Consider the following 12,242-nt stretch of genomic DNA (forward strand, 5'->3'; position numbering starts at 1 on the left):
TTCAAGCCGCCGGGTTCAGGACCCGGGCGAGCCAGTCGCTGCGCGTCCGGCGCGCCGTGGCCGAGACGCGCGCCTGCGGGTACAGCGCGTCGAATCCGTGGAAACCCCCCGCCCAGACGTGGAGCTCCGCCTGACCGCCCGCCGCCCAGATCCTGGTGGCGTAGTCGACGTCCTCGTCGCGGAAGACCTCTGCCGTGCCGGCGTCGATGTAGGTGGTCGGCAGGCCCGAGAGGTCGTCGGCCACCGCGGGGGAGACATAGCCGGGCACGTCCTGGCCGGCGAGGTCACCGAGAACCGATCGCCATCCGAACTCGTTCATCTCGCGGGTCCAGATGCCTTCCCCGCCGGAGAACTGCCTGCTGGAGGTGGTGACGTTGCGGTGGTCGAGCATGGGGCAGACCAGCACCTGGGCGGCGATCGCCGGGGTGCCGCGGTCGCGCGCCATCAGGGTGACTCCGGCGGCGAGGCCACCCCCGGCGCTGGCGCCCGCGACGACGATGCGGGTGGGATCGACGCCCAGCTCGTCGGCGTGCTCGGCGACCCAGAGCAGGCCGTGGTAGCAGTCCTCGACCAGCGTCGTGCCGCCGGCCTCCGGCGCCAGCCGGTAGTCCACGGAGATCACGACGGCGCCGAACCGGTCGAGCCAGTCGAGGGGGATGTCGATCTGCGAGAAGCGGTCTCCCATGACCATCCCGCCACCGTGGATCCAGTAGACGCACGGTGCCGGCGCGGCGCGATCCGTACCGGCGGGGCCGAGGACCGACAGCGGGAGCCGCGTGCCGTCCGGGGTGGGGATGGTGAGCTCCCTGCGGTCGACGGCACGACCGTCGAGGAGGGAGTCGATCGGCGTCGACGGGAACCGGCGCAGCTGGGCGAGCACCTCGGGGTTGAGTTCGGACATGAGCGGCATCTCCGCGAGGAGAGCACGCAGCTCGGGGTCGAGGTCGGGGCGTGCCGGTGTCATGGCGGGGTTCCTTTTACTGAGGTTCGCTGGGGGTGGTGGGGGTCGGCCGGGGTTCTCAGAAGGCGGCCTTGCCGCCGACCGGCACCTCGTCGGTGTACCGGGACTCGCCGGCGAGCAGCGGCTGGAGCTTGGCGACCAGCGCCTGCGCCTCCTCGGTCGCGAAGAACCTGCCGTGGGCCTCCTCGCTGGTCCAGCCCTCGGTGACGGAGACGATGTCCGGGTCGCCGGCCGATCGGCTGACCAGGAAGACGACGCAGTCCTCGTTCGACAGGGACGGCGCGTCGAGCAGGAACGCGACCAGCTCGTCACCCTTGCCGGGCTGCGCGGTCATGGTGGCGTGGAAACCGTGGTCGACGGCCATGGGGGTATCTCCTCATTCGTGGAGCATTCTTGCGCTCCTGGGATTTCGATAAGCCCATGTAAGCATCGCTGCCAGCGGAAATGTTAGAACGATGCTCCCGATCTCTTGCCTGATCCTATCGTTGTGGGAATTATCAGGCTTGTGCTTCAATCGGGTCATGGACCTTGACGAGCTGCGTGCCCTGATCGCGCGCCATGCCCGGCCCGACATGACCACCGACATCGACGGCGTCCTGGTCTCGAAGGTGGAGCAGCCGGATCCGCCGTCGCCGTCGATGTCGGGCACGGTGCTGGCACTCATCGCGCAGGGCGCGAAACGGATCGCGCTGGGCGACCGCGTGTACGAGTACCGTGCCGGGCAGTATCTCGTCGCCTCGGTCGACATGCCGATCACCGGCCACTTCACCGAGGCCGGCCCCGAGCGGCCGGCGATGGGCTTCGGCCTGGTCCTGCACCCGGCCACCGTCGCCGAGCTGTTGTTGCAGGCGGCCCCCGGCGACCTCCCGCCCGGTGGCGGCACACCGTCCGGCATGGCCGTCAGTGACGCGCCCGACGCGCTCGTCGACGCGGTGATCCGGCTGCTGCGCCTGCTCGACCGGCCACGCGACGTGGCGGTGCTCGCACCGCTGATCAAGCGGGAGATCCTCTGGCGGCTCGTCACCGGCGAGCAGGGCGCCGTCGTACGCCAGCTCGGCCTCGCCGACAGCAACCTCACCCACGTCGCCCGGGCGGTCCGGTGGATCCGTGACCACTACACGCAGTCCTTCCGGGTGGAGGACGTGGCGCAGCTGTCCGGCATGAGCGTCTCCGCGTTCTACCGCAACTTCCAGGCGGTCACCGCGATGAGCCCCATCCAGTTCCAGAAGCAGATCCGGCTGCAGGAGGCCCGGCTGCTGCTCGCCACACATCCCCACGACGTCACCGGGGTCGGCTACCGCGTCGGCTACGACAGCCCGTCCCAGTTCAGCCGCGAGTATCGTCGCCAGTTCGGCGCGCCACCGAGTGAGGACGCCGCCCGCCTGCGCGGGGCGACACCCGGCACCGAACCGGCCCTGGTGTAGGAGCCGTTCGGAGAGCCGGGCCGGGTCGTTGTGCGCGGCCGGGGGTATCACAGGCGTGAACATCCGCCGGGAGGCCCGGTCGGCCGGCCCCACCGATCACGGCGCCCGCGGACCGCCCTCGTTCCATGTCCGCCGCCACCGTCGCACCGACCGGACGACCGGCCGTCAGCTCGCCGACCGGTCAACGGGGTATCGGAACGGGCTCGCTGGAGGGCATCAGTCGAACTCGCGCACCTCGAGGTTCCAGGAAAGCCGGAACCTCGTCACGGCCCTCCAGGCGATGCGCGCGTCCATGACGAACGCATGTCGCGCCGAGGCCAGCGCATCGAAACTGCCCGGCCAGTCCGCGTTGTTCGTGCACCGGGTTATGCGGGAGCCGTCCAGGGACTCGTCGAACACCTCGCGCAGGGTGGCGCAGAAATACGCGTAGGCGGTGAAGTCCAGGCGCAGCCGGCCCACGTCCGGTGACTCGTCCGTGCCGCCTTCCGCCAGGATGTCCAGGATTTCCATCGGCGACTTCGCCGCGCTGTCTCCGTAACCGACGTCGTAGAGGATTTGGTGGAAACCCTCTACTCTGCCCAGACTCGCACCGCCCAGGGCATGGGCGATGGCACGGGCCTTACGGGCGAGCTCCTCCTGGACGAGCGCGGTGCACAGGCTCGCCAGTGCCGACGGGGCCCGGGTGATCTCCGGCATGCCGTCGCCCTCGGCAAGCAGCAGGTAACGGTCGGCCTCGATCCCCTCCTGGATCTGCTCTTCGTCGGTGTCCCGCGCCATGACCAGGGACTGGTCGATGCGCACCAGCTGGCGTGCCGACCGGATCAGGTCGCGGGCGAGCCCGCCTGACATCGCATGGCACAGTGCCACGTACGGCTCGCTCAGTCCGATGACCCGCCGGTACAGGAGCCTGCGGCTTTCCACATAACTGAGCAGGCCGACGCGTACGATCTCGTCGAAGGAGCTGTCGAACGCGTCCCTCAGCGGGATCCCCCTGCGCTCGAAGGCCATGAGGGCGTCGTCGGAGACCGAGATCATGAAGTAGACGTGCGGGACGCCGAAAATACCCTTGATCTCGTTGAGGAAGCGCTCGGCCTGGTCGGCGGAGCCGATCTTGTCGAGTTCGTCCACGCCGATGAACACGTTGTCACCGCGGGCGTGGACGAACTCGGCGACGCGCCGGGTGAAAGAGCGAAAATGCTCCACCAGCTCCGGATAGCTGAGCGGCTGCTCATCGTGGGTGACGCTCGCGGACACCTGGCCGTCGACCCCTATGGGCAGCTTGAGCCCGCCTGACCAGCCCAGGTTTCGTGACTGCAGGAACCGCACCTTGAGCAGGTGGCGCTTGGCCGCCGCCACGATGCTCGGCGCCGGGCCGTTCGCCACCGCCTTCCGCCAGCGGCGGATGCTGCCGGTCAGCCAGTTCGAGAACCGCAGCAGCCCGAACGCGCCGGCAAGAACGGCGACAGCGGTGATCCCCTCCCGCGGTACGCCCAGGAACGCCGAGACCGAGCCCGCCCACGCGAGCAACCCGAAGATCACGATGCCGTACAGGGCGACGCGCCTGGACAGCTCGACCAGTATCCGCCAGACCCTGCGCGCCCAGAAGATCCGACGGAAGAAAACGTACTCCGCGCCATGTCGGGAGGACAGTCGGGCGATCACGCTTCGGCAGAACGTGGCGAAGAGGTGGAGCACGAAGTCTCGCGCGGCGTAGTCAACGGGCGCGGAGACCATGCAGCGGAGATCTCCCGCGGAGTCGTCGGGCGGGCGGATCTCCCGGAACCGGCTCCGGCCGAAGCCTTCGCCCCCGGAGCCCGGTCGGGGAGGCCGCGGGGCCGGGCCGCAGTACTGCCGGACGATGGTCGACTTACCCGACCCCCGGGGGCCGGCGATGCCGAGGCTCATGCCCGAGACACCGTCGAGAAGTGCTTTCACCTCGTGCACGGTGCGCGTGGGCACGTTGTACGTGCTGTCGTATACCTCGCTCAGGCCAGGGCTGCTGGTCACCAGGAAGGCATGGTCGAACCGGTCGGTGCGCATCGTGTTGATGAGCGTGCGGACCTGGGCGAGCAACTCGACCCCGCTGACGGCGACGATCAGACGGTCGCGGGCGCGTACGAGGTCGGCGCTCATCTCAGAAAAGAGATTCTCTTGGAAGAACCTCCCCTCGGAACGGCGGCTGAGCAGGCTGATCAGCCACATCGTCGCGGCCACCAGCAGTGCTGACCCACCCGCCCAGAACAGGATCCATGACCAGTCCCACAGCCACCGGGTCACGAGGCCACAGACAATCATCGCGGCGCCCGCTGCCGCGATGCCCCGGCCCAGCCAGGTCAGCTCGCCGAATTCGTCGACGCGATGCCGGAGGTCCGTTCCGTCACAGCCGATGTCCTGCCGGTGGACCAGTTCGGCCTGGTACGCGGCGAACTCCCGCGGCGCCAGGCTCAAGATCCGCCGCGCGTCGGCCAGCAGCATCACCCGCAGCGTGCTTCCCCGCAGACCGAAATCCTCCATGGCGTCTTTTATCTCCGCCCGGGAGAGCACGTGATCCAGCGCCGTCATGTACATGTTGAACAACACGAAGTCTTCGTGCAGGGGATTGCGGTCAACGGCCATGAGTCCTCGCCGAAAGCGCCGGTGAAAGGTCCCGCCGGTCGCGCGTGGCGGGAATGCCGTTACCGGTTGGGAAGCGCGATGCCGGCCAATCGTAATGGCCTCGGACGATCGTGGACAGTGACCGTCTCGGTGACATGGCCGCCCCTGGCCGGGGCGGAAGCAGATGCGCCGCGACCTCAGCCACCGCGAGCCGTTCGCGGACCACGGGCACGACCCGTGCGGCGTGTTCACGACGAAGATGCCCTGGAAATCTCGATCCACAGGACCTGACGATCGCCTGTTCCGACGCGGGCCCCGCTGAACCAGCTCGTATCCAGGTGCGTAGCTGGGGGTGTCAGAGGCGTTGAACGTCCGTCAGGAGGAGGCCCCAGTTGGCCGGTCCCACCGATCGCAGCCGAGTGCACACCGTAGCGCACAGCCCGTCGTACTTCTCGCTCATGCGGGCCGCGCCGGAGCAGCCGGAGCAGGGGGAGGAACTGGTCGACTTCTGCATCCCCTGCAACCCCTACTTCCCGACACCCGAGGTCTTCGGCATCCTGGAACGCAACCTCGGCACGATCCTGAAGTTCTACCCCAGCGACGCCGACACGATCACCGCCGAGCTCTGCGGGGTGCTGGGCCTGAACCCGCAGACCGTCGTGATGGGCAACGGGTCGACGGAACTCATCACCTGGATCGACCACCTGCTGGTCAGGGAGAGCCTGGCCGTGCCGATCCCCACGTTCGGCCGCTGGACCGACCAGCCGATGGAGACCGGCAAGCGGGTGGACATGTACCCGCTGCCGGAGAACCAGGGGTTCGCGCTGGACGTGGACGCCTTCGTCAACTTCGTCCGGCATCGCGGCTCCCGGGTGGCGGTCATCTGCAACCCGAACAACCCCGACGGGGGCTACCTGCGCCGCCACGAGGTCATCGCCCTGCTCGACAGGCTCGTCGACCTCGACCTGGTCGTGGTGGACGAGTCGTTCATCGACTTCGTCGACGCCGAGCCGTACCCGAGCGTGGCGAACGAGGCCGCCATCCGGCCCAACGTGGTCGTGCTGAAGAGCCTCGGCAAGAACTTCGGGCTGCACGGCATCCGCTTCGGCTACATGGTGGCCAACCCCGCGCTGGCGGGCAGGGTGCGGCGCGCCCTGCCCAAGTGGAACCTGAACTCCTTCGCCGAGACCGTGGTCTTCATGATCCGCCAGCACATGTCCGAGTATCTGGACAGCCTCCGGCTGCTCGCCCTGGACCGTGAGTCGATGCGCTACCAGCTGACCCGGGTCCCCGGCCTCACCGTCTTCCCCTCCCAGGGCAACTTCCTGCTGGTACGGCTCCCCGGCGGCAGGGACGGCGCCGCGCTGCGCGACCAGCTGCTCGACGAGCACAACCTCTTCGTCCGCGAGTGCGGCGACAAACTCGGCATGACCAGCCAGTTCATGCGCCTGGTGGTCCGGCCGGAGCGGGACGTGCGGCGCCTGATCAGCGGGCTGTACGCCGTCCTCTACGAGAGCGGGAACAGGTCGCTGAGCTCGGTACCGCCACCCCTGCCGGCACCGACCCCGACGCCTCTGTACGACCCGCTGCCCGCGTCCCTCTCGACGCCCCTGCAGACGCAGACGCCCCTGTACGAGGGCGACCGCCGCTTCGACATGCTGTCGGCCGTGCCGCCCTCCATCTGAGACGCCCGCACCCGGACGTCCGCACCCGGCCACCTGACGCCGGGGCCCTCGCCGAGGATCCGGGAGTCCGTGAAGCCGGCCGAGGGACTTTCCCGTACGGACCTGGAAGAACGGTCCGAGGCGCGTTGACCGCACACTCTTCTTGTTGTAGTAAGAGGCGGACAGCAGACGGATCTCAGCGAGGAGGCGCCCGTGCCGGACGCGGTATGGATCCTGGGCGGCTACCAGAGTGACTTCGCCCGCAACTGGTCGCGGGCCGGTCAGGGGTTCGACGAGCTCACCGGTGAGGTCGTGCGCGGCACCCTCGAGGACGCCGGTCTCGCCGCCTCCGACGTGGACGTCATCCACGTCGGCAACGCCTTCGGCCAGCTCTTCACCGGGCAGGGGCAGCTGGGCGGCATGCCCGCCACCGTCGAGCCCGGGCTGTGGGAGGTCCCCTCAGCCAGGCACGAGGCGGCCTGCGCCTCCGGCGGCGTCGCCGCGCTGGCCGCGATGGCCGACATCGAGTCCGGGCGCTACGACTGCGCCCTGGTCCTCGGCCTGGAGCTGGAGCGCACCGTGCCCGGCGACCTCGCCGCCGGGCACCTCGGCGCCGCCGCGTGGGTGGGCCACGAGGGGCAGGACGCGAAGTTCGTGTGGCCCCACATGTTCAGCGCCCTCGCCGACGAGTACGACCGGCGCTACGGCCTCGACGACGCCCACCTGCGCGCCGTCGCCGAGCTCAACCTCCGCAACGCCAGGGCCAATCCCAACGCGCAGACGCGCGGGTGGACGTTCACCGAGGCCGCCTTCGCCGCCGACGACGAGGCCAACCCGGTGGTGGAGGGCAGGCTGCGGCGTACGGACTGCAGTCAGATCACCGACGGCGGCGCCGGAGTGGTGCTGGTCGGGGAGCGTTTCCTGTCCCGCCACCCCGGGCTCGCGCGCGAGGACCGCCTCGCCCGGGTGCTCGGCTGGGGGCACCGGACCGTCGGGCTCCCGCTGGCGGCGAAGCTGGAGCGCAGCCGCGACGAGCCGTACGTGCTGCCGCACGTGCGCAACACGGTGCTCGACGCGTTCTCCCGCGCGGGTGTCGGCGGCGTCGACGACCTCGACGGCATCGAGACGCACGACTGCTTTACGATGTCGCAGTACGCCGCGATCGACCACTTCGGCATCACCGGACCCGGTGAGAGCTGGAAGGCCATCGAGAACGGCGACCTGGAGATCGGCGGGCGCATTCCCGTCAACCCGAGCGGCGGTCTCATCGGCGGCGGCCACCCGGTCGGCGCCACCGGGGTCCGGATGCTCCTCGACGCCGCCCGCCAGGTCACCGGCCGGGCCGGTGCCTACCAGGTCGAGGGGGCGCGCCGGTTCGGCACGCTCAACATCGGCGGCAGCACCACCACGACCGTCGGTTTCGTCGTCGGGGCCGGGTAGGCCGAGACGGAGGGCACCCGGGACGGTGGGCCGCGGGGGACGCGCGTGCTCGTGCACCCCGCGGACCGTCCCACGCGGCTTCCCCCGGGGCACACCAACGCCGTCGGCCTCACCCTGGGGCTGATCGGCGACGAGTGGAACCTGCTGATCCTGCGCCACGCGCTGCTCGGGGTGCGCCGCTACGGGGAGTGGCGGCAGGAGCTGCCCATCTCGCACGCCGTGCTGACCCGGAGGCTGGCGTTCCTCACCGAGATGGGCGTCTTCGAGCGGGTCGAGTACCAGAGCGGGGCCAGGCGGTTCGAGTACCGGCTGACCAGGCGGGGACGGGACCTGTGGCCGATGCTGCTGTCGGTGTGGGCGTGGGAGTCGCGCTGGGTGCCCGAGCACCAGGAGTCGCTGCCCAGGATGGTCCACCGGCCCTGCGGACGGGAGTTCCTGCCCGTCCTCACCTGCGCCGCCTGCTCGCGCTCCGTACGGCCTCGCGACGTCGTCGGCGGTTTCGGGCCGAGCGGCACCTGGGAACGCTCGGTGCCCGCCGCCACGACCCGCCGCCGCTCCGGCTCCACCGCAGACGGCGGCGCGGGCATGTTCCCCGAGACGATGGCGCTGGTGGGCAACCGCTGGTCGGCGGCGATCCTGGGCGCCGCCTTCCAGGGACTGCACCGCTTCCGCGACTTCGAGCAGCGCCTGGGCGCCCCGCCCACCATCGTCGCCGACCGGCTCCGGGTCTTCTGCGGGCTCGGCGTCTTCGAGCAGGTGCCCGGCGCCGGACGGCCGGACTGGCCCGGCTACCACCTCACGGAGAAGGGACGCGCCTTCTTCCCCGTGACGATGACCGGCATCGACTGGGGGCAGCGGTGGTTCCGGGCGGCCGAGGGGCCCGCCCTGGTCCACACCCACCGGGCGTGCGGGAGTGACTTCCGCACGCGGCTGACGTGCGACGCCTGCACGGCACCGCTGCGCGGGCACGAGATCGCGGTGCGAGGCCCGGTGTGAGGCCCGGTGTGAGGCCCGGTGTGAGGTGACGGCCGGCCGCCGGCGCGGTCAGGAGGCGGGCGGTGGCGCGCTTCCGTTGTAGAACGGGTTCTCGGCCGATCGCCCGGGCGTGACGAGCAGCCGGATCACCCCGGCCTTCACCTGCCAGGCGTTCCAGACGGTCCAGTCACGTCCGACCCGGCCGGCGGGGAGCGGCTCGAAGGACAGCCCGCCCGTCTTCGCGTCGACCCGGATGAGGCTGAACACCGCGGCCAGGCCGCGTTTCCGCGCCTCGGCCAGGATCTCCTCCGCCGGGCGGCCGTCCCTCAGCCGGACCCCGGCGAACATCTCGCCGGGGGCCATGGCCAGGTCGAAGTTCGCGTACTCCTCTCCCGGCCTCGCCTGGCGCCCGAGCCTGACGTCCACCCTGCCGGTGAAGCCGGCGGGAATCCGCATCACCATCACGCACCCGGCGTCCCTGCCCGGCTCGCATCTCCCGGGAGCCGTCTCCATCGAGAGAGGGACACCGCCGAACCGGGGACCGGAGGGATCCGGCGGCGTCCCCGTGTCGGGTCCGTCGTCACCCGAGATCATCATTCCCATGATCTCTCCGACGCTGCCCGGCGAGACGGGTACCGGGCGCAGCGTGACGTCCAGGCCGACCGCGCGGAACGCCTCGGTGTACTCGGCGTGGTCGGCGAACGGGTCCTTGATGCGGGCGACGTACTGCTCGCCGTCCAGCGCGATGTCGACGGCGGAGTTCGCGTAGCTCGTGGCGCTCCCGTCGCGCAGCAGGCCGGGGCCGGCGACGAGTGCGGCGACGAGCACCCCGGCGGTGAGCGCCCCGGTCACCAGGCGCGGTCTCCACGACCGGCGGTGCGACGGCGAGGCCGCGGCGACCTCGGACCCGGATTCGGACCCGGATTCGGACACGATCGACGCCAACAGTGCCCTCGCCCCCGCCGCGGACACCTGACCGGCCAGTTCGTCGTCGCGGACGCGGGGCGGCGGGCTCACCCGCTCATCGGTGTTCTTCACGAGGACCTCCACGTCGGGACCCGTTCGGCCCGGCTCATCGGGGTGAATTCGATCCCGGCCTCCGCCAGCCCGTGCGAGAAGCGCCGGCGGGCCCGGTGGAGCCGGATGCGTACGGCGTTGCGGGAACGGCCCAGGACGGACGCGATCTCTCCGGCGTCCAGGCCCTCCCAGGCCACGAGCGACAGCACCTCGCGATCGCCGTCGGACAGTTCACGGAAGACCCGTCCGATCGCCCTGAGCTCCATCCCCTCCGCGGGCGGGGCGGCGTGGGCGTACAGATCGGCGACGTCCTCGCGCAGCGCCGTCTGGTGGGCGTGACGGCGGATCCGGCCCCGCCGGTGGTTGGCGAGGACGTTGCGCGCCACGCCGTACAGCCACAGCCTCGCCTGCTCGCCGGGTGGCAGGTCGTCCACCCGGCGCCACGCGATCTCGAACGTCTCGGCCACCACGTCGGCCGCGTCCTCCGGAGAGTCGCAGCGGCGCATCGCGTAGCCGAGGATCCGTTCGTACGTGTCGAGATAGACCTGCTCGAACCGGGCTCTTCGGTCGTCAAGCACGGGCGGTTCCCATGGCAGGACGCCTCCTCTGGTGGGGATCGTGGACACCCATCCATGTCGAAGGCGCCGGCATCATTTCTCCCAGACCCAGAAATTTCTGGAAATGCCGCTCAGCCGGTGGCCGGTGCCCGGCCGATGCCCGCCTCGACGCGCTCGACGGCGATCATCGCGCCGAAGGCGAGCAGGTGCAGCAGGCAGTGGTCGCTGTACCGGTCGCCACGCCAGCGGGCGACGTCGTCCTCGGTGACCTGGTCCGGCGCCAGCGCCGCGAGGATCGCCAGGGTCGCCCCGGCGCGGTCGCCGGGAGACAGCGCGTCGAGCGAGGTGGCGGGCCACCCGTCGTCGGCGGGGAGATATCCGCCGAGGTGACGGCCGACGGTGTCGCGTACCGCCGCGCGGGCGTCCTCGGACAGCAGGAACCCGCCCTTCGCCGCCGAGTCCCGCAGCGCCGCGTACGCGGGTCCGACGGTACTTTTCCCCGCCCAGGCGGGTGCGGGCCCGGCCTCGCCGTCCTTCAGCAGGAGAAGGCCGTCGCCGGAGCGGCGCCGCTCGACGGCGCGGGCGATCGGCGCGCCCTCGAAGGGGCGTGCGGTGTCCGACTCCCGCATGCCGCCGGGAAGCAGGTGCTCCGCGAGCAGTATCAGGACCATGCGGTTGACGAAGTGCAGCGCCAGCGCGGTCCCGACGTACTCTGGGGCGAGCGCCTCGGGGACGGGCGGTGCCCCCGGTGCCCCCGGTGCCCCCGGGGCCGGCGAGCCCGGGGCGCCGGTGGACCTCGCCCACCGGACGACGGCCGCGGCGTCCTCGTCCGCCGGGTCGTCACCGCGGCGGAGCGCCCGCGCGACGTCGCCTCCCCCGGACAGCTCCAGGAAGACCATATGTCCGGCTATGTCGTACTCACACCGGTTGACCTGGGAGACGGAGACCGCCACGGCCTCCTTGTGCCGGCGGGGGACGGACCCGGCCAGCAGCGACTCGCGCAGCAGAGCCCAGCCGGGGGCGAGCAGTTCGGGGGCGGGGGACATCATCATGACCGCCGGGCCGATGCTGCTGAACTCGGCGTTGACCTGGTCGTAGACGGCGGCCACCTGCCCGGTGGCGGTCTCGGGCGGCACCGGGGTGATGTGGCGGAAGAGTGAGGTCATTGAGCGTCCTTTCGCTGACGGCCGCGCTGCCGGAGGGGTGTGCCCGGAGCACACCGGGTCGGGGCGGGCCGGAGGGTTCCCCCGAACGAGCGTGGGCTGCGATCGTCGCCCCTGCGACGGCCCGCGGTCGTGGTGCCCGGGGAGGTTCTTTCGGCTACGCCGCGAGGAGCAGGGGAGGCGGCGGAACTACCGCGCCGGGATCAGCGGCGCCACCGCACGGGATCGACGCTCGCGTCCGGCCTTCCGGCGACGCCGGGGACGGGGCCGCCTGAGAACCGGAGACGTCTTCGAGGCCGCCGGGGAGCGCGGCGGGTTCCCGCGGGGGCGGTGCCGCGCGAGGGGTTGGAAGCAGTTGGTGGTGGAGCGTGTATCAGGATGTGTGAGTGATCGTGAAAGAGTGGGTTAAGGCGCGGGGTGTCCATCCGATCACCGCTTACCGGTGG

At 70.9% G+C, this 12,242-nt stretch carries 10 protein-coding genes; 4 read left to right on the forward strand and 6 right to left on the reverse strand.

Annotated features, from left to right (window positions below):
- Position 1 precedes the first annotated feature (1 nt).
- Positions 2–964 (reverse strand): alpha/beta hydrolase, encoded by a 963-nt coding sequence (locus ACTOQ2_RS38820; RefSeq protein ID WP_440106213.1) that lies wholly within the window; start codon positions 962–964, stop codon positions 2–4.
- 55 nt (positions 965–1,019) lie between these two features.
- Positions 1,020–1,325, reverse strand: coding sequence for a putative quinol monooxygenase (locus ACTOQ2_RS38825; protein ID WP_362694653.1), 306 nt, complete (start codon positions 1,323–1,325; stop codon positions 1,020–1,022).
- A 157-nt stretch (positions 1,326–1,482) separates the two neighbouring features.
- Between ACTOQ2_RS38825 and ACTOQ2_RS38830 the strand changes: the two genes are divergently transcribed.
- The gene (locus ACTOQ2_RS38830) at positions 1,483–2,385 is read left to right on the forward strand and encodes an AraC family transcriptional regulator (protein WP_440106215.1); all 903 of its coding nucleotides are present in this window, start codon (positions 1,483–1,485) and stop codon (positions 2,383–2,385) included.
- A 216-nt stretch (positions 2,386–2,601) separates the two neighbouring features.
- Here the strand turns inward: ACTOQ2_RS38830 and ACTOQ2_RS38835 are convergent, their stop codons facing one another.
- Positions 2,602–5,001, reverse strand: coding sequence for a hypothetical protein (locus ACTOQ2_RS38835; RefSeq protein WP_440106217.1), 2,400 nt, complete (start codon positions 4,999–5,001; stop codon positions 2,602–2,604).
- A gap of 398 nt (positions 5,002–5,399) precedes the next feature.
- On the opposite strand from ACTOQ2_RS38835, the gene ACTOQ2_RS38840 reads away from it, so the two are divergent.
- The 3 genes from ACTOQ2_RS38840 to ACTOQ2_RS38850 all read left to right on the forward strand — a co-directional run bounded on the left by ACTOQ2_RS38840 (position 5,400) and on the right by ACTOQ2_RS38850 (position 9,080).
- Complete coding sequence (locus tag ACTOQ2_RS38840; protein WP_440106219.1) at positions 5,400–6,665, forward strand: pyridoxal phosphate-dependent aminotransferase; 1,266 nt, start codon at positions 5,400–5,402, stop codon at positions 6,663–6,665.
- A gap of 192 nt (positions 6,666–6,857) precedes the next feature.
- Positions 6,858–8,084, forward strand: coding sequence for an acetyl-CoA acetyltransferase (locus ACTOQ2_RS38845; RefSeq protein WP_440106221.1), 1,227 nt, complete (start codon positions 6,858–6,860; stop codon positions 8,082–8,084).
- Positions 8,085–8,129: 45 nt separating this feature from the next.
- Positions 8,130–9,080, forward strand: coding sequence for a winged helix-turn-helix transcriptional regulator (locus ACTOQ2_RS38850; RefSeq protein ID WP_440106223.1), 951 nt, complete (start codon positions 8,130–8,132; stop codon positions 9,078–9,080).
- Between the two features lie 48 nt (positions 9,081–9,128).
- On the opposite strand, the gene ACTOQ2_RS38855 is transcribed toward ACTOQ2_RS38850, so the two are convergent.
- The 3 genes from ACTOQ2_RS38855 to ACTOQ2_RS38865 all read right to left on the reverse strand — a co-directional run bounded on the left by ACTOQ2_RS38855 (position 9,129) and on the right by ACTOQ2_RS38865 (position 11,799).
- Entirely contained in the window at positions 9,129–10,097 is a 969-nt protein-coding gene (locus ACTOQ2_RS38855; protein ID WP_440106225.1) for a hypothetical protein, read from the reverse strand.
- The gene (locus ACTOQ2_RS38860; RefSeq protein WP_440106227.1) at positions 10,094–10,654 is read right to left on the reverse strand and encodes an RNA polymerase sigma factor; all 561 of its coding nucleotides are present in this window, start codon (positions 10,652–10,654) and stop codon (positions 10,094–10,096) included. The genes ACTOQ2_RS38855 and ACTOQ2_RS38860 overlap by 4 nt, the downstream gene beginning before the upstream one ends.
- 110 nt (positions 10,655–10,764) lie before the next feature.
- Positions 10,765–11,799 (reverse strand): carboxymuconolactone decarboxylase family protein, encoded by a 1,035-nt coding sequence (locus ACTOQ2_RS38865; protein WP_440106229.1) that lies wholly within the window; start codon positions 11,797–11,799, stop codon positions 10,765–10,767.
- Between the last annotated feature and the right edge of the window lie 443 nt (positions 11,800–12,242).

It is taken from the genome of Streptosporangium sp. H16 (assembly GCF_051918855.1).
Classification (GTDB): domain Bacteria; phylum Actinomycetota; class Actinomycetes; order Streptosporangiales; family Streptosporangiaceae; genus Streptosporangium.